Consider the following 16547-nt stretch of genomic DNA (forward strand, 5'->3'; position numbering starts at 1 on the left):
ATGGCACAACTGAGAGCACACGATTTGACGCTCCAATACGAGCAACGCCGCGTGGTTGAAGGACTCTCGACGGTGATTCCCGAAGGCAAAGTGACCATGATCGTCGGTGCCAACGCTTGCGGAAAGTCCACGCTGCTCCGAGGGCTGTCCAGGCTGTTGAAGCCGAGCGCCGGCGTCGTCACCTTGGATGGCAAGGACATCCACTGCCGTCCGGCCCGGGAACTCGCCCGCATCCTGGGCCTCTTGCCGCAGCACCCCCTTGCCCCGGATGGCATCACCGTCCGCGAACTCGTGGGCCGCGGACGCTATCCGCACCAAGGATTCTTCCGCACCGCTACGGAGGACGACGACGCCGCCGTGCGGCGCGCGCTCGAAACCACGGCAACGCTTGAGCTTGCTGAGCGGAACGTCGACGAATTGTCCGGTGGGCAACGCCAAAGAGTGTGGATCGCGATGGCCCTCGCCCAGGAAACGGAGGTCCTGCTCCTCGACGAGCCCACCACCTACCTTGACCTGGCACACCAAGTGGAGGTGCTGGATCTGGTGACCGACCTCAACCGTCGCCGCGGAACTACGGTGGCAATCGTGCTTCACGACCTCAATCTGGCGGCGCGCTACGCCGACCACGTCATCGCCATGAAGGTGGGGGAGATTGTTGCCGAAGGGCCTGTACGCGATGTTGTCACCGAGGATCTGGTCCGCGACGTTTTCGGTTTGGAGTCCCGAGTGGTTCCGGATCCGCTTTCCGGCACCCCGCTCGTTCTTCCGATCGGGCGGCACCACACCGTCTCTCCCTCAAACCGTGTCGAATTGGAGTTCGCCTCATGAACGCAAACGCAGTGCGGAACGCCGTCACCGAGCCAATGACCCTCGCGTTCGACGTCACGGTCACCGCGGTGCAGGATTTGGGACCCAATTTCCGTCGCATCACTTTCGGGGGATATTGCTTGCGCGGGTTCGGCGTCTCAGGGAACACCTTGGACCTGCGCATCAAGCTCATGATTCCGTCGCTCGACGCGGACGGTCACCCGTTGCCGCTACCTGCCTTCAACATGGGCCACGCCGGTTGGTACCAGGAATGGTTGGCCATGGACCCCGCGGTGCGCGGTTCGATGCGGACCTACACCGTGCGGAACGAGAGGCTGGACGCCGTCTACCCGGAGATCGACGTCGACTTCGTGATGCATTTCGACGACGACGGCGGGTCGGCGGGCGGTGGAGGCGCAGCTGGCGCGGCCGGGTCGCGCGAGTCCGGCAGGGCGCCGTCGTACAAGCGGGCCCCGCCTGCCCGCCGGTCGGGTGGTCCGGCAGCCAACTGGGCGCTTGCCGCGAAACCCGAAGATTCGATCACGATCATAGGCCCCAACAATCGGGCAGCCCATTGCATCACTGCCGAAATCTACTCGGGCATCGAGTGGCGTCCCGGCTTGGCACAGCGCGTCCTCCTTGCCGGAGACGAAACGGCCGTGCCGGCCATCAGTGCCATTCTGGAGTCTTTGCCTGCGGGCATCACAGGCCATGCCTTCCTCGAAGTGCCTGAGGCGGGCGACTTCCTGGACCTCGCCACCGAGGCCGACATCGAAATCACCTGGCTCGCGCGCGGTGCCGCGATTGGCCGCTCGCGGCCTCATGGCGAGTTTCTCAAGGAGGCTGTCCGCGGAGCGGTTCCCGTCCCCGGCTGGGTGGGCATCATCTCGCTGGACGGCGCCGCTGGTCCGGAACCGGAAGACGTCAATGTGGACCGGGACATCCTCTGGGAAACCCCGCTGCGCATGGACACGGCCGCCATCGAAGCGTGCCGCAACCCGGGCCTTCCCCCCGGCGCACTGCCGTTTTACGCCTGGATCGCAGGCGAGGCCGGGGTCATCAAGGAGCTGCGCCGGTATCTTGTCCGGGATGTAGGAATCGACCGGAAGAAAGTGGCGTTCATGGGCTACTGGCGCAAGGGGAAGTCCGAACTCTAACCGGCCCCTGCGACGCTCGCTCACGTTTGTCGCACTTTTGTTCCGACGGGCGGCCTCATAGGTGAGCGAGCGTTCGGCCAAAAGACGCCATAGGTGAGCGAGCGTCGAATTAACCTGGGCTTTGCCGGCGGGCAACCGGGCGGGGGTACGCTGGCGTCGTGGCTGGGAACGTGCTTCATGCAGACCAGAACGGACGACGGCGGTTTGTCGCCTTGGGCGATTCTTTCACCGAGGGCGTGGGGGACCGGAACGAGGCCCTACCGAACGGCGTCCGGGGCTGGGCCGACCGCGTAGCCGAGAAACTGGCCAAAGCTGAACCGGGCTGGGAGTATGCCAATCTTGCCGTCCGGAGCAAGCGCCTCCGCCATGTCGTTGAGGAACAGTTGGACCGGGCCTTGGCCATGGAACCCACGCTCATCACGCTTTACGCCGGCGGTAACGACATCCTGGATTTCGGCACCGACATGGACCAACTCATGGCCGAATACGAAAAGCTTGTAGCGCGGCTCGCAGCCACGGGGGCCACGTTGGTCTTGTTCACGGGGTACGACGTCAAGGTCTCGGCCGTGCTGGAACCGTTCAAGAAGCGCAATGCCCTTTACAACGAACGGGTGCGCGAGCTCGCCGCCAAGCACGGCGCCGTGTTGGTGGACTATTGGTGCCTTGACGCCTATCACGACCGCAGGATGTGGGCCTCGGATCGGCTCCACATGTCCAAGGCCGGGCACAAATACATGGCGGCGCAGGTCCTGGACCACCTCGGCATCCCGCACAAGTTCTCACCCAAGGATTGGGAACCGCCGCAGCGGCTCAAGCTGCGCGATTGGGAACGTCGCCAGAGACGCTGGGTGAATGACTGGGTCCTGCCCCTGTTCGGCCGAAAGCTCCGCGGTGTCACGCTGGGGGACACGCTGAGCCCGCGCTGGCCGGAGCCCGTGAAGGTTCCGCGGAAGGCCGGGCTGCGAAAGCTCGCCGAACGCCAAGCCGCGGCAGCGGCCTCACGCCGAGCGGTCGCCGCCGCCCACCAAGCGGCCGCCGGAAGCCACACCCAGAGCAACAACAAAAGCAACGCTCAAAACAACGGGGGAACATGTCTATGACTACGCATACGCCGCTGCGGTTCGTCGCCGTCGGGGATTCCTTCACGGAAGGGGTCGGCGACAACGACCTTCGCCTTCCCAACGATTGCCGCGGCTGGGCCGACCGCGTCGCCGAGGAACTGGCAAGGCACCAGCCGCACACCCACTACGCCAACCTGGCCCTTCGCGGCCGCCGGCTCAAGCAGATCGTGGCTGAACAACTTGAGCCCGCGCTCCACATGGCTCCCACGCTGGTCAGTTTCCACGCCGGCGGCAACGATCTCCTCGGTGCTCAGCTGGATATGCGCGCTGTGATCGGCGGATTCGAAGGAGCGGTTGCCCGTATCGCGGAGAGCGGCGCTCAAATCCTGCTTTTCACCGAGTACAACGTGCCGCTCTCACCGGTGTTGGAACCGCTCAAGCTGCGCACGGCCGTTTTCAACAAGCACGTCCGGCGCGTCGCCGCCGCGTACGGAACGCTCCTGGTAGACCATTGGTGCTTCGAAAAGTACCAGGACCGCCGGATGTGGGCTCCGGACCGGCTGCACATGTCCAGAATCGGGCACGAATACATGGCTAAGAAGGTCTTGGAAGTGTTGGGCGCCGCACATTCGCTGGGCTCACCGGTCCTTGGGCCGTTGCAGCCGAGGACCCGCGCCGAGATAGTGGCCGACGACGCCGCGTGGCTCAGGCGCGATGTGGCGCCGTGGCTTTCGCGCCGTTTCAGGGGAGTTTCGAGCGGTGATCATCTGAGCGCCCGCTGGCCGGCCCTGATGCCGGTGGTCTTGCCGGAGCGCCTGGGAACGTCCCCTGAGCCGGCCCGGCTTTGAGGCGTCAGCGTCACGCCTGACAACTTTTTGGAGGTGGGCGGGCATCGAGGGCGCGAATTTCCGGGCTTCTCGCCGAGGTGAGGCACCAAAAATGTGCTCCCCGTGACGCCCCGGAACCGCAACCAGAGCCTGAAACCGGTAGCAGACTAGTCCAGCAGGTTTTCGTACCCCGCCGAAGCCGTCGTGACTGAGAATTCGATGATCTCGAAGTCGGCCACCCCGTTGACGTAAAACGGATCCGCAGCGAGAGAAGCGTCCAGCGTTGCACGGTCAACGTTGGACAACAGCACACCGCCGACCGCCGGAACGCGACGTCCAGACGCAACGAAAGTGCCGGCGTCGAACGCTTCCTTGACCCAATCCATATGCGCGGGGCGGTGGAAGTCGACGATCTCGTCGGGAACTTTGTATGTCAGTGAAACGACGAACATGCCGCCCAGCCTACAACGCGGAGGGCGGCCACAACGGGCCGCCCTCCGAAACCGCAATGCCCTACGGCAGCAGCTTGACTGCAGAGTTCCAGTTGTAGTCGGGGTGGGCGTCGCTGATCTGGAGCGTCATGACGAGCAGTTGGAACGCTTCGAGCTCACGCGAGCGGCGCAGCGGCCCGACGTTCACCGGGCGCAGCCCGGCGCCTTTGACGAAGTCGACGACGGCGGCGCTCGCCTCGGCGTCGTCGCCCGCCACCAGCACGTCAAGGGTTTGGCCGTCCACTTCGCCGTCAGCGAGCGTGGCTGCGAACACTGTGTTGAACGCCTTGACTACCGACGCGCCCGGGACCAGGGCCTGGAGTTCTTCGGCTGCCGAGGTTCCGGCGGGGACGGTGAGGGAATCGAAGGTCTCGAAGTTTACGGGGTTGGAGATGTCCACGATCGTCTTGCCGTTGAGCGCGGATCCATAGGACGAAAGGACTGCCTTGGAGGCCTCGAACGGAGTTGCCAGCACCACAATGCTGCCTTCCACCGGTGAGCCCGTGATGCCGGAGGTCCCGTTGACCGATGCGGCCAGCGCTGCAGCGGAGCCGGCGTCGCGGCTGAGGACCTGGACGCTCTTGCCTGCGGTGGCGGCGCGGGCCGCAATCCCGGATGCCATGTTGCCAGTGCCGATGATAGTGATGTCAGCCATTGTTGTTCCTTTGCTTGAGTGCTCATGGTCCTGCGGATTGGTCCGCATTCACTTACTTGAAGCTTCAACTAAAACGATAATCACATTAAGTTGAAGTGTCAAGCATTAATTTCCTTCTAAGATGAATCCATGACCGAACCGCGCTGGCTCAATGCCGACGAACGCCGTGCCTGGCTGGCCCTCCTGAGTATCAACACCCTGCTGCCCGCAGCCCTGGACACCCAGCTGCAAGCGGCCGGCAAGTTGTCGCTGTTCGACTACAACGTGCTCGCCATGCTGTCCGAAGCGGACGGGCGGTTCCTTCCGATGAGTGAGCTCGCGGCCCGCACCAGCGCTTCCTTGTCGAGGTTGTCGCACGTCGTCACCAAGCTGCAGCGGCGTGGCTGGGTGGAACGCGAGGCGCACCCGGGCGACGCCCGCGTCACCGTGGCGCACCTGACGGACGCCGGCATGGACACCATCGTGTCCCTCGCCCCGGGGCATGTGGATGCCGTTCGCGCCTTGATGTTGGATGCCATGACCGACGACGACGTTGCGGACCTCGCACGGATCGGCGAGAAGATCGTGGCGCGCCTGGATGACGATCACTGGATCCTGCGCGAACGCTGAGCTTTGGCCCGCGCCGCGAGTGACGGTGGCCGCTCTCGAGTGACGGCCCGCCTTCGAGTGACGGCCGCCCCGCAATAATGAAAGACTGGCGCCATGGATTTTTCTGCCCGGTACGTGGCATTGGGAGACTCGTTCACCGAAGGACTTGGCGACGCCGACCCCTCGCGACCCAATGGAGTCAGGGGATGGGCGGACCTCGTTGCCCAGCAGCTGGCTCGAAGCAACGACAATTTCGGCTACGCCAACCTCGCGATTCGCGGCAAGAAGCTCCGGCAAGTCATGGCAGAACAGGTGGACGCCGCCGTCGCGCTTCAACCGACGCTGGTCACCCTATACGCCGGGGCGAACGACATTTTCCGCCCGAAGGTGGACATCGACAGGCTCATGGAGGACTACGAAGCCGGCATTGCGAAGCTCAGCGCCACCGGCGCCACGTTGCTTCTCTTTACGGGCTTCGACGCCCGCAGTTCAAAGGTGTTCGGCACTATGCGCGGACGCACCGCTATCTACAACGAATTGGTGCGCGAAATCGCCGAAGAGCATGGGGCGCTGCTGGTGGATTATTGGCGCTTCAGCGAATACCACGACTGGCACATGTGGGCGCAGGACCGGATGCACATGTCCACTGCTGGCCACATCAACATGGCCAACCGCGTCCTGGCCGTCCTGGAGCACGAAGGTTCCCTTGAGGTGCCGCCGCCTGTCACGCAACCTCAGCTTGCGCGGGTGGAAGCCTTGCGGGCCAACGCGCGTTGGGTCCGTGAACACGCCGCCCCTTGGGTCGTCCGACGCGTTACGGGCAAATCGTCCGGCGACGGCCTGAGCCCGAAGTACCCGCAGCTCACCGGGCCCTAACTGTTCTGAGCGGCAGGCTTCCGGAATCCCGGCGTGGCGAGCAGGCCGCCGTCGTTCTTCACAGCGAGCACCTCCACGTCCCAACGCGCGGTAGCCAGCGCGAGGGTCCGGGCGCCGCCGGCCATGATTGCTGTGGCCAGGACGTCGGCCGTGACGATGTCGGCTGACGCGACGGAAACCTGCAGGAATCCGGCGCCCTGCCCGTCCTGCAAGCCGGCTGACCAAATGTGGTGGCCGCGTTCGCTGGTTCCGGAGGTCGCCAGGGCGCGCTTGCCCGCGTTGACGAGACTGTACCCGCCGAGCGGAAACGAGGTCAGGAGCGTCGTCCGATCCGCCGGGTCGACAACCCCCGCCAGCCACGGCCGCGCACTGCTTGGCGTCGGCGAACCGTCCACCAAGACATCCCCACCCGCGTTGAGGCACCAATCCTTCAGGCCCAGCGCAAGCAACGACGTTCCGGCTTCCCGCATCGCATGTGCCTTGACGATCCCCGCCAAGTCCACGACGCCGTCTGGCCGTTCCGCTGTGAACGCGCCATCCGTGAGCGTGCGCCACTCGGAGGCCTCGACATATAGCCGGCGCATGTCCGCCGAGGCGTCCGTCAGTGCCGACTCACCCCGGGCCACCGCGCTCGCTTCCGAGTCGGGACGGTAGAGACTGAACGTACGATCCAGCCCGTTGAACAACTGCTCGACGACGGCGGTGGCTGCCTCGAGCTCGTCCACCGCGGCTTGGGGAGCCGTCGCCGGAGCGGGGACGGCGAGGCTCACCACGGTGCCCATGCTCGTGAAGATGCGGGAACGAAGGCGCGGTTCCTTGTTGTCACTTTGCAGGGGTCCGCCGGGGCTAGAAATGGGCTGCATCGAGGGCTGCCTGGAGCGACGTCAAGTACGCATCGCTGGTTACGGTGGCACCGCCGATGGTCTGGACGTTCGCCGATTGTGCGCTCAAGACCTCGGAGCGGAGCAGGGGCGCCGCCCTATTGCTGATCTGGACCGATCGTTGTTCCTGGTCGGTCAGATGCAGGGCAGTAACATCCGTGATCACTCCGGCCTTAACGGTCACCTGGACCTGTACTGTTCCGAAGCGGGTCTCCACGGCTTGGCCGGCATAGGTGCCACCGGCCTTCGCTGAAGCGCCTGCCTTAGCGCTCGCGCCGGTGCCCGAACTGGAACTGGAGCCCGAGCTGGAACTGGATCCGACTCCGGTTCCCGAGGACGATCCGGAAGCGCCGCTCCCGGTGGTCCCGTTCGTCGTCGAGCCCGTGCTTCCGGTGGTCCCGCCGGCGGTTGCGGTCCCGCCCGTGCCGGTGCCGCCCGCGGCGGACGTCGTGACTCCCGACGCGTTGGAGTCCGCCACGTGCGCACCTGCCTGCCAACCGACCAAGAGGATCGCTGCCGACGCCAGCGCCGCTGATATTCCTGCCCTGAGTCTCACCAGTCGAACCTTTCGTAGTGGAGTTGTTCCTCCCGCACGCCTGCGTTTTTTGCCTCGGCCAGGACGTTGCGAGCCCAAGCGGAGGGGCCGCAGATGTAGACATCCGCTTCCGTGATATCAGGTACGAAGTCCCGCAGTCGCGAGGCGCCAGCCGAGGCAGGCAGCCACGTGCCCTGAGGATTCGCGGAGCGCGGCCCGATGAGATGGAAGAGCGTGGCACCGCGCTTCCTGCACAGCTCCAGGATCTCGTCGCCAAGGAATAGCTCATCTGCGCTGCTGCCGCGAAGCAGGACCGTCGTCTGGCCCGGGGCAAAGGGAGTGGATTCCAGAAGGGCCCGGAGAGGCGTGATTCCGATTCCGGCTCCGATCATCACGACGTGTTCCCGGCTCCGGGCTGCCGTACTGAAGACTCCGTAGGGGCCTTCGATGCCCACTTTCGTTCCCGGCCTGAGCGAGGCCAAGCGGGCCGAACCCGCACCTAGGTTCCGGACGGTGATGCGCAAGCTTCCTTGCTGTGGCAGGAGGCCCGACGACGGCCCGGCGGACTGTGTCACGACCTGCGGTTCCGCCGACAAACTGAACGGGTGTGCCTGCCACCACATGCCGGGTGCCAAGAAGCGCCACACGAAGAACCGCCCGCCGCTACCTGACAATTCGTTCAATCGCAGGCCGCTCATTTCGATACTGAAGACGCCCGGCGCAAGGCGCACCACGCGGCGTACGGTCAGCTGGTGACGGAATGTGGCCATCACGGGCTGGGCCACACGGAACCAAGCCAATGCCGATCCCGTGGCGATGCACAGGAACAGCCAGTACCAGCGTTGCCAGGTGCCCTCAGCGAACAGGCCGCCCACGCTGAATTGGTGCGGCAAAGCCGCAGCTACCGCCAGATAGGTGAGCAGATGGACGAAATACCAGAATTCGTAGGGAAAGCGGCGCCGTACAGCCACAAGCGAGGTGACCACCACGGCAATGAACAGTGCCATCGATACGAACGCCAGCCACATATCGGGTACCAGGACCCAAAGCGCAATGGCCTCACTGACGGGATCCAAACCCTCGGCCATCCCATAGCCGATCGCGAGGAGAAGTCCGTGTGCCAATAGGAGATAAAGTGCGGGTTTCCCCAGCTTCCGGTGGAACTCCAGCGCCCTGTCATGCCCGACGGCGCCATCCACGAAAGGCAATCGCGCCGCGAGCAGAAGCATGAGGAAGACCAGATCCATGCCGGCAAGCCCCACCAAGATCCCGACGGCGGTGACTGCTTGGGTGACATTCCCGACGGACGACACCCCGCCGTCGGCGAGCCACAAAGCCAACGCCGCCGCGAGGGAAGCCCACAGCGCGACGGTGAGCATGTCCGTGCTGAACATGCGTCGGCGATGCTGTGCGGCGAACCTTCCCATGGTGGGATTGCCCTGCGTGGGCGCTGGAGGCCGACCCGAGGGCGTGCTCACACGTTGGCCTGGGGAGGCGAGGAGTTGTGACTTCATAGCTCAAGATTGAACTCTCAACCTTTCGTTCTCCTGTGAAGGGACTGGCCGCTGCTTATGATTTGAGCGGCCACATTGTGGAGTGGTCTTATACACCCGATTGGTCTTAATTTGCCCCAGCCCCTAGACTTATTAGGCGCTAGGTGGCGCGGAGCGTGTGCAATTGCTCCGGTTGGCGGTGACCGTTGGCAACAACGGGAAATCCGCGGGCCGGTAGTTAGGGGCTCAAGTTGCGTGCATTCCAGTATTCGCCCAGTATCCCGGCCTGTTGTCCGGGACCCACTACCTTCGCCGCAGCGGTGATCATTGACTGATTTCAGTCGATGGATCCAGCCCGCGGGAACTACCGAAAACGGTGTGGACTGGTTGCGGACGTCGCCTGTCGCACGGCACGCAGGAACTCTGCTGGCCGTTTCATTTTATTTTTAGGAGAGTCGTCATGGCAGCAAACTGCCAGGTGACCGGAGCCGAGCCGGGCTTTGGACACAGCATTTCGCACTCGCACCGTCGCAACAAGCGTCGGTTCGATCCCAACATTCAGAAGAAGCGCTACTGGGTTCCGTCCCTGCGCCGTAATGTCACGCTGACCCTGTCGGCCAAGGGCATCAAGACCATCGACGTTCGCGGCATCGACGCAGTCGTCGCCGAAGTTCTGGCTCGTGGGGTGAAGCTCTAGTGGCAAAGGACAAGGACGTACGTCCGATCATCAAGCTGAAGTCGACTGCGGGAACCGGTTACACCTACGTAACCCGGAAGAACCGTCGTAACGACCCGGACCGTCTGGTCCTGAAGAAGTACGACCCCAAGATCCGCCAGCACGTCGAATTCCGAGAGGAGCGCTAAACATGGCTAAGAAGTCCAAGATTGCTCGCAACGAGCAGCGCAAGGTCATCGTTGAGCGTTACGCTGCCAAGCGTCTCGAACTGAAGAAGACCCTGGTTGACGCCAACGCGACTGACGAAGCACGCGAAGAGGCTCGCCTCGGCCTGCAGAAGCTGCCCCGCAACGCCTCCCCGATCCGTCTGCGTAACCGCGACATCATCGACGGCCGCCCGCGCGGTACCTTCCAGAAGTTCGGTATCTCCCGTGTTCGCTTCCGCGACATGGCTCACCGTGGTGAGCTTCCGGGAATCACCAAGTCTTCCTGGTAATCCAGAAGCACTAGAAGGGCCGGCAACCGTTTGGTTGCTGGCCCTTCTTGCGTTTAACCGTTGCTTCCGTTTAAGTGGTGCACCACACAATGCTCGACGACGACGCCGACGGCTTCTTTTTACGCGTAACCGTCCGTTTCGCCGCGGATTGCCGCGGTTCTTGAGCCTCTGCGCGTGAATTTGCGTGGGGTCTTGGTGGTGTGTAGAGTAGTTCGAGTCGCCGCCGCTGGTGCGGRAAAATTGCGACAGACTCCCTTTCAAATGGAAACCAGTTCTTGGTTCGCTTTTGTGTGTTCCGGTGCGGTTTCCGGGGGTCCCGGATGGTGTTTTGTCCGGCGTGGTTCCCGGGTTCGGGAGTTGTGCCGGGAGGGCTGGTCTGGTAASTTTGGAAAGTTGCTCCGGAGCGATCCTGGACCCTTTTGTGGGTGTGGGTGGTGTCGGGTGTGTCTGTTGTTTGAGAACTCAATAGTGTGCCAAGTTTGTTGATACCGATTTGTTTTTATGAATTGGTTGTTTTGGCTGGTCCTGTGTCAGTCGAACGATGATCCGGTGCTTGCACCGGGGATTAGTGGCGAACGGGTGAGTAACACGTGAGTAACCTGCCCTTGACTCTGGGATAAGCCTGGGAAACTGGGTCTAATACCGGATATGACCATTCCGCGCATGCGGTGGTGGTGGAAAGCTTTTGCGGTTTTGGATGGACTCGCGGCCTATCAGCTTGTTGGTGGGGTAATGGCCTACCAAGGCGACGACGGGTAGCCGGCCTGAGAGGGTGACCGGCCACACTGGGACTGAGACACGGCCCAGACTCCTACGGGAGGCAGCAGTGGGGAATATTGCACAATGGGCGGAAGCCTGATGCAGCGACGCCGCGTGAGGGATGACGGCCTTCGGGTTGTAAACCTCTTTCAGTAGGGAAGAAGCGAAAGTGACGGTACCTGCAGAAGAAGCGCCGGCTAACTACGTGCCAGCAGCCGCGGTAATACGTAGGGCGCAAGCGTTATCCGGAATTATTGGGCGTAAAGAGCTCGTAGGCGGTTTGTCGCGTCTGCTGTGAAAGACCGGGGCTCAACTCCGGTTCTGCAGTGGGTACGGGCAGACTAGAGTGATGTAGGGGAGACTGGAATTCCTGGTGTAGCGGTGAAATGCGCAGATATCAGGAGGAACACCGATGGCGAAGGCAGGTCTCTGGGCATTAACTGACGCTGAGGAGCGAAAGCATGGGGAGCGAACAGGATTAGATACCCTGGTAGTCCATGCCGTAAACGTTGGGCACTAGGTGTGGGGGACATTCCACGTTTTCCGCGCCGTAGCTAACGCATTAAGTGCCCCGCCTGGGGAGTACGGCCGCAAGGCTAAAACTCAAAGGAATTGACGGGGGCCCGCACAAGCGGCGGAGCATGCGGATTAATTCGATGCAACGCGAAGAACCTTACCAAGGCTTGACATGGACTAGTAAAGCGCAGAGATGCGTTCCCCTCTTGAGGCTGGTTCACAGGTGGTGCATGGTTGTCGTCAGCTCGTGTCGTGAGATGTTGGGTTAAGTCCCGCAACGAGCGCAACCCTCGTTCTATGTTGCCAGCGGTTCGGCCGGGGACTCATAGGAGACTGCCGGGGTCAACTCGGAGGAAGGTGGGGACGACGTCAAATCATCATGCCCCTTATGTCTTGGGCTTCACGCATGCTACAATGGCCGGTACAAAGGGTTGCGATACTGTGAGGTGGAGCTAATCCCAAAAAGCCGGTCTCAGTTCGGATTGGGGTCTGCAACTCGACCCCATGAAGTCGGAGTCGCTAGTAATCGCAGATCAGCAACGCTGCGGTGAATACGTTCCCGGGCCTTGTACACACCGCCCGTCAAGTCACGAAAGTTGGTAACACCCGAAGCCGGTGGCCTAACCCTTGTGGGGGGAGCCGTCGAAGGTGGGACCGGCGATTGGGACTAAGTCGTAACAAGGTAGCCGTACCGGAAGGTGCGGCTGGATCACCTCCTTTCTAAGGAGCACCATTATCGCCCCTGTCCCGTCCGCATGGTTGTGGTCGGGGGTGTGTGGAAGCAAAGCCCATTGCGCAGGCGTCTGTTCTGCGGTGGGTGCTCATGGGTGGAATATCAGCAGATAGCGGCCGGTTGTTTTTGTTCTGTGCTTAGTACGGATGTCCTTGTCCCTTTTTTGTGGGTGGGGGTGTCGTGGAAGGGTGCGGGGCGGGGAGGGCCGGTTTTCGTGTTTGGCACACTGTTGGGTCCTGAGGCAACAGGGCCGGGGTGCGTGGCCTGTGAGGGTTGCGTGGTTTTTCCGGTGTTGTGTGTTTCTGGTTTCCTGGCTGCATGGTTCCGTGCGTGGCGGCTGTCCTCTTTGTTGTGGGGCGGGTCGGCGTGCGGGGTGTGTGGTACGGGGTTGTTGTTTGAGAACTACATAGTGGACGCGAGCATCTGACACAGGCGGCTTTGTGCTGTTTGTGTCTACAGCAATTTCTTTTTATGAACCCGGCCCTTCCTTTGTGGGGGGTCTGGTTCTCTCGAGAGTGTTTGTTTGATCTTGTGTGGTCAAGTTTTTAAGGGCACACGGTGGATGCCTTGGCATTAGGAGCCGAAGAAGGACGTAGGAATCTGCGATAAGCCTGGGGGAGTTGATAACCGAACGGTGATCCCAGGATGTCCGAATGGGGAAACCCCGCCAGACGCGTTTTTCGTGATCTGGTGACCCGCATCTGAACACATAGGGTGCGTGGGGGGAACGCGGGGAAGTGAAACATCTCAGTACCCGCAGGAAGAGAAAACAAGAGTGATTCCGTTAGTAGTGGCGAGCGAACGCGGATGAGGCTAAACCGTTCCATGTGTGATAGCCGGCGGGCGTTGCATGGGCGGGGTTGTGGGACTTTCCGTGCTGGTTCTGCCGGACCGGCGGGGTGAGAGCATGGGCATAGGTGAACGGTCTTGAAAGGCCGGCCGTAGAGGGTGTGAGCCCCGTAACCGTAATGTTGTGTGCCGCCTGGAGAGGATCCCAAGTAGCACGGGGCCCGAGAAATCCCGTGTGAATCTGTCAGGACCACCTGATAAGCCTAAATACTTCCTAATGACCGATAGCGGACCAGTACCGTGAGGGAAAGGTGAAAAGTACCCCGGGAGGGGAGTGAAACAGTACCTGAAACCGTGTGCTTACAATCCGTCGGAGCAGCCTTGTAGCTGTGACGGCGTGCCTTTTGAAGAATGAGCCTGCGAGTTAGTGTTACGTCGCGAGGTTAACCCGTGTGGGGTAGCCGTAGCGAAAGCGAGTCTGAACAGGGCGAGTGTAGTGGCGTGATCTAGACCCGAAGCGGAGTGATCTACCCATGGCCAGGTTGAAGCGACGGTAAGACGTCGTGGAGGACCGAACCCACTTCAGTTGAAAATGGAGGGGATGAGCTGTGGGTAGGGGTGAAAGGCCAATCAAACTCCGTGATAGCTGGTTCTCCCCGAAATGCATTTAGGTGCAGCGTTGCGTGTTTCTTGCCGGAGGTAGAGCTACTGGATGGCCGATGGGCCCTACAAGGTTACTGACGTCAGCCAAACTCCGAATGCCGGTAAGTGAGAGCGCAGCAGTGAGACTGTGGGGGATAAGCTTCATAGTCGAGAGGGAAACAGCCCAGACCACCAACTAAGGCCCCTAAGCGTGTGCTAAGTGGGAAAGGATGTGGAGTTGCGAAGACAACCAGGAGGTTGGCTTAGAAGCAGCCATCCTTGAAAGAGTGCGTAATAGCTCACTGGTCAAGTGATTCCGCGCCGACAATGTAGCGGGGCTCAAGTACACCGCCGAAGTTGTGGATTTCAGACAGTGGCAAGCCTTCGTGGTTCAGTCGTCTGGAGTGGTAGGGGAGCGTCGTGTGGGCGGTGAAGTCGCGGTGTAAACCAGCGGTGGAGCCTACACGAGTGAGAATGCAGGCATGAGTAGCGAAAGACGGGTGAGAAACCCGTCCGCCGAATGATCAAGGGTTCCAGGGTCAAGCTAATCTGCCCTGGGTAAGTCGGGACCTAAGGCGAGGCCGACAGGCGTAGTCGATGGACAACGGGTTGATATTCCCGTACCGGCGAAGGACCGCCCATGCCAAGCGGGGGATACTAACCGCCCGGAGCCTGCCCAATCACCCTTGTGGTGTGCGGGTTTTGGCCGAGCGCGGGACCTGATCCCGGGAGGTAAGCGTATTAACAGGTGTGACGCAGGAAGGTAGCCGGGCCGGGCGATGGTTGCCCCGGTCTAAGGATGTAGGGTCAGCGATAGGCAAATCCGTCGCTGTGTCTTTGATGACGTTCCTGAGATCTGATGGGACCCCCGTCATGGGGGGATCCGGTGATCCTATGCTGCCTAGAAAAGCATCGGCGCGAGGTCCCAGCCGCCCGTACCCCAAACCGACACAGGTGATCAGGTAGAGAATACCAAGGCGATCGAGAGAATTATGGTTAAGGAACTCGGCAAAATGCCCCCGTAACTTCGGGAGAAGGGGGGCCCCAACCTTGAACACCACTTGCTGGTGGGAGGGGATCGGGGCCGCAGAGAYCAGGGGGAAGCGACTGTTTACTAAAAACACAGGTCCGTGCGAAGTCGCAAGACGATGTATACGGACTGACTCCTGCCCGGTGCTGGAAGGTTAAGAGGACCGGTTAGCCGCAAGGCGAAGCTGAGAATTTAAGCCCCAGTAAACGGCGGTGGTAACTATAACCATCCTAAGGTAGCGAAATTCCTTGTCGGGTAAGTTCCGACCTGCACGAATGGAGTAACGACTTCCCCGCTGTCTCAACCATAAACTCGGCGAAATTGCAGTACGAGTAAAGATGCTCGTTACGCGCAGCAGGACGGAAAGACCCCGAGACCTTTACTATAGTTTGGTATTGGTGTTCGGAGTGGCTTGTGTAGGATAGGTGGGAGACGTTGAAGCCCTCACGCCAGTGGGGGTGGAGTCATCGTTGAAATACCACTCTGGTCACTTTGGACATCTAACTTCGGCCCGTGATCCGGGTCAGGGACAGTGCCTGATGGGTAGTTTAACTGGGGCGGTTGCCTCCTAAAAAGTAACGGAGGCGCCCAAAGGTTCCCTCAGCCTGGTTGGCAATCAGGTGTCGAGTGTAAGTGCACAAGGGAGCTTGACTGTGAGAGAGACATCTCAAGCAGGGACGAAAGTCGGGACTAGTGATCCGGCGGTACATTGTGGAATGGCCGTCGCTCAACGGATAAAAGGTACCTCGGGGATAACAGGCTGATCTTGCCCAAGAGTCCATATCGACGGCATGGTTTGGCACCTCGATGTCGGCTCGTCGCATCCTGGGGCTGGAGTAGGTCCCAAGGGTTGGGCTGTTCGCCCATTAAAGCGGTACGCGAGCTGGGTTTAGAACGTCGTGAGACAGTTCGGTCCCTATCCGCTGCGCGCGCAGGAAATTTGAGAAGGGCTGTCCTTAGTACGAGAGGACCGGGACGGACGAACCTCTGGTGTGTCAGTTGTACTGCCAAGTGCACCGCTGATTAGCTACGTTCGGATGGGATAACCGCTGAAAGCATCTAAGCGGGAAGCTCGCTTCAAGATGAGATTTCCAGACACCTCGTGTGTGAGAGGCCCCCAGCCAGACCACTGGGTTGATAGGCCGGATGTGGAAGACAGGACCAACGACTGTTGAAGCTGACCGGTACTAATAGGCCGACAACTTACACCACACAAACACGATCACTGCTTGCGTCCACTATGTGGTTCCCGAACAACAAACCGTTCGACGGAACCAACAACTGAATAACAACACCACAGTTCCCCAGGGAACCGAAGTTGTAACCACACAGACTTCCCGCCCCGCACCCCGTGCGGAGGACCGGGTAACAGGGTTACGGCGGTCATAGCGTGGGGGAAACGCCCGGTCCCATTCCGAACCCGGAAGCTAAGACCCACAGCGCCGATGGTACTGCACCCGGGAGGGTGTGGGAGAGTAGGACACCGCCGGACAACCATTAACGGTCAGGCCCCGACACACCAGTGCCGGGGCCTG

At 61.4% G+C, this 16547-nt stretch carries 14 protein-coding genes and 3 rRNA genes; 12 read left to right on the forward strand and 5 right to left on the reverse strand.

Features of this window, described 5'->3' with window-relative positions; all coding sequences use genetic code 11:
- The 4 genes from AC1DLO_RS16825 (at nt 1) to AC1DLO_RS16840 (ending at nt 3873) form a co-directional block, all read left to right on the forward strand.
- Nucleotides 1-828: an ABC transporter ATP-binding protein gene (locus tag AC1DLO_RS16825; RefSeq protein WP_476890765.1), complete on the forward strand. Its 828-nt coding sequence runs from the start codon at nt 1-3 to the stop codon at nt 826-828.
- Entirely contained in the window at nt 825-1964 is a 1140-nt protein-coding gene (locus AC1DLO_RS16830; RefSeq protein ID WP_476890766.1) for a siderophore-interacting protein, read from the forward strand. The genes AC1DLO_RS16825 and AC1DLO_RS16830 overlap by 4 nt, the downstream gene beginning before the upstream one ends.
- A 158-nt stretch (nt 1965-2122) precedes the next feature.
- Nucleotides 2123-3064 carry an SGNH/GDSL hydrolase family protein gene (locus AC1DLO_RS16835; RefSeq protein ID WP_476890767.1) on the forward strand — a complete coding sequence of 314 codons (942 nt, stop codon included), beginning with the start codon at nt 2123-2125 and terminating at the stop codon, nt 3062-3064.
- Nucleotides 3055-3873 carry an SGNH/GDSL hydrolase family protein gene (locus AC1DLO_RS16840; protein ID WP_476890768.1) on the forward strand — a complete coding sequence of 273 codons (819 nt, stop codon included), beginning with the start codon at nt 3055-3057 and terminating at the stop codon, nt 3871-3873. The genes AC1DLO_RS16835 and AC1DLO_RS16840 overlap by 10 nt, the downstream gene beginning before the upstream one ends.
- 146 nt (nt 3874-4019) lie before the next feature.
- On the opposite strand, the gene AC1DLO_RS16845 is transcribed toward AC1DLO_RS16840, so the two are convergent.
- Nucleotides 4020-4304, reverse strand: a complete 285-nt coding sequence (locus tag AC1DLO_RS16845; RefSeq protein ID WP_476890769.1) for a YciI family protein — start codon at nt 4302-4304, stop codon at nt 4020-4022.
- 61 nt (nt 4305-4365) lie between these two features.
- Nucleotides 4366-4998, reverse strand: coding sequence for an NADPH-dependent F420 reductase (locus AC1DLO_RS16850; RefSeq protein WP_476890770.1), 633 nt, complete (start codon nt 4996-4998; stop codon nt 4366-4368).
- A gap of 129 nt (nt 4999-5127) precedes the next feature.
- Here AC1DLO_RS16850 and AC1DLO_RS16855 point away from each other — a divergent pair, with 129 nt between their 5' ends.
- Both AC1DLO_RS16855 and AC1DLO_RS16860 read left to right on the forward strand, forming a co-directional pair.
- Nucleotides 5128-5607: a MarR family winged helix-turn-helix transcriptional regulator gene (locus AC1DLO_RS16855; protein WP_184741443.1), complete on the forward strand. Its 480-nt coding sequence runs from the start codon at nt 5128-5130 to the stop codon at nt 5605-5607.
- 93 nt (nt 5608-5700) lie between these two features.
- The gene (locus AC1DLO_RS16860) at nt 5701-6462 is read left to right on the forward strand and encodes an SGNH/GDSL hydrolase family protein (RefSeq protein WP_476890771.1); all 762 of its coding nucleotides are present in this window, start codon (nt 5701-5703) and stop codon (nt 6460-6462) included.
- Here the strand turns inward: AC1DLO_RS16860 and AC1DLO_RS16865 are convergent.
- Genes AC1DLO_RS16865 through AC1DLO_RS16875 form a run of 3 tightly spaced genes read right to left on the reverse strand, consistent with a single transcriptional unit; the run spans nt 6459 to nt 9392 of the window.
- Nucleotides 6459-7325 carry an FAD:protein FMN transferase gene (locus tag AC1DLO_RS16865; RefSeq protein WP_476890772.1) on the reverse strand — a complete coding sequence of 289 codons (867 nt, stop codon included), beginning with the start codon at nt 7323-7325 and terminating at the stop codon, nt 6459-6461. The two genes, AC1DLO_RS16860 and AC1DLO_RS16865, sit on opposite strands and share 4 nt — an antisense overlap.
- Complete coding sequence (locus tag AC1DLO_RS16870) at nt 7309-7899, reverse strand: FMN-binding protein (RefSeq protein WP_476890773.1); 591 nt, start codon at nt 7897-7899, stop codon at nt 7309-7311. Before AC1DLO_RS16870 ends, AC1DLO_RS16865 begins: the two co-directional genes overlap by 17 nt.
- Entirely contained in the window at nt 7896-9392 is a 1497-nt protein-coding gene (locus tag AC1DLO_RS16875) for a ferredoxin reductase family protein (protein WP_476890774.1), read from the reverse strand. Before AC1DLO_RS16875 ends, AC1DLO_RS16870 begins: the two co-directional genes overlap by 4 nt.
- A gap of 439 nt (nt 9393-9831) precedes the next feature.
- On the opposite strand from AC1DLO_RS16875, the gene rpmB reads away from it, so the two are divergent.
- The 6 genes from rpmB to rrf all read left to right on the forward strand — a co-directional run bounded on the left by rpmB (nt 9832) and on the right by rrf (nt 16504).
- Nucleotides 9832-10068, forward strand: coding sequence for a 50S ribosomal protein L28 (rpmB, locus tag AC1DLO_RS16880; protein WP_078107326.1), 237 nt, complete (start codon nt 9832-9834; stop codon nt 10066-10068).
- Nucleotides 10068-10235, forward strand: coding sequence for a 50S ribosomal protein L33 (rpmG, locus tag AC1DLO_RS16885; protein WP_003798558.1), 168 nt, complete (start codon nt 10068-10070; stop codon nt 10233-10235). Before rpmB ends, rpmG begins: the two co-directional genes overlap by 1 nt.
- A gap of 2 nt (nt 10236-10237) precedes the next feature.
- The gene (rpsN, locus tag AC1DLO_RS16890) at nt 10238-10543 is read left to right on the forward strand and encodes a 30S ribosomal protein S14 (RefSeq protein ID WP_028267656.1); all 306 of its coding nucleotides are present in this window, start codon (nt 10238-10240) and stop codon (nt 10541-10543) included.
- A gap of 476 nt (nt 10544-11019) precedes the next feature.
- Nucleotides 11020-12538: ribosomal RNA gene (locus tag AC1DLO_RS16895) — 16S ribosomal RNA — on the forward strand.
- 548 nt (nt 12539-13086) lie between these two features.
- A 23S ribosomal RNA gene (locus tag AC1DLO_RS16900) occupies nt 13087-16224 on the forward strand.
- A 163-nt stretch (nt 16225-16387) separates the two neighbouring features.
- A 5S ribosomal RNA gene (gene rrf, locus AC1DLO_RS16905) occupies nt 16388-16504 on the forward strand.
- Together the 16S, 23S and 5S rRNA genes form the textbook arrangement of a ribosomal RNA operon.
- The last annotated feature ends 43 nt before the right edge of the window (nt 16505-16547 follow it).

It is taken from the genome of Arthrobacter sp. 01T419, from assembly GCF_056398865.1.

Excerpts from the sequence above, each read along its gene's own strand:
- AC1DLO_RS16825 (WP_476890765.1), top strand. The coding sequence starts at position 1 with ATGGCACAACTGAGAGCACACGATTTGACGCTCCAATACGAGCAACGC.
- AC1DLO_RS16830 (WP_476890766.1), top strand. The coding sequence starts at position 825 with ATGAACGCAAACGCAGTGCGGAACGCCGTCACCGAGCCAATGACCCTC.
- AC1DLO_RS16840 (WP_476890768.1), top strand. The coding sequence starts at position 3,055 with ATGTCTATGACTACGCATACGCCGCTGCGGTTCGTCGCCGTCGGGGAT.
- AC1DLO_RS16845 (WP_476890769.1), bottom strand. The coding sequence starts at position 4,304 with ATGTTCGTCGTTTCACTGACATACAAAGTTCCCGACGAGATCGTCGAC.
- AC1DLO_RS16850 (WP_476890770.1), bottom strand. The coding sequence starts at position 4,998 with ATGGCTGACATCACTATCATCGGCACTGGCAACATGGCATCCGGGATT.
- AC1DLO_RS16855 (WP_184741443.1), top strand. The coding sequence starts at position 5,128 with ATGACCGAACCGCGCTGGCTCAATGCCGACGAACGCCGTGCCTGGCTG.
- AC1DLO_RS16860 (WP_476890771.1), top strand. The coding sequence starts at position 5,701 with ATGGATTTTTCTGCCCGGTACGTGGCATTGGGAGACTCGTTCACCGAA.
- AC1DLO_RS16865 (WP_476890772.1), bottom strand. The coding sequence starts at position 7,325 with ATGCAGCCCATTTCTAGCCCCGGCGGACCCCTGCAAAGTGACAACAAG.
- AC1DLO_RS16875 (WP_476890774.1), bottom strand. The coding sequence starts at position 9,392 with ATGAAGTCACAACTCCTCGCCTCCCCAGGCCAACGTGTGAGCACGCCC.
- rpmB (WP_078107326.1), top strand. The coding sequence starts at position 9,832 with ATGGCAGCAAACTGCCAGGTGACCGGAGCCGAGCCGGGCTTTGGACAC.
- rpsN (WP_028267656.1), top strand. The coding sequence starts at position 10,238 with ATGGCTAAGAAGTCCAAGATTGCTCGCAACGAGCAGCGCAAGGTCATC.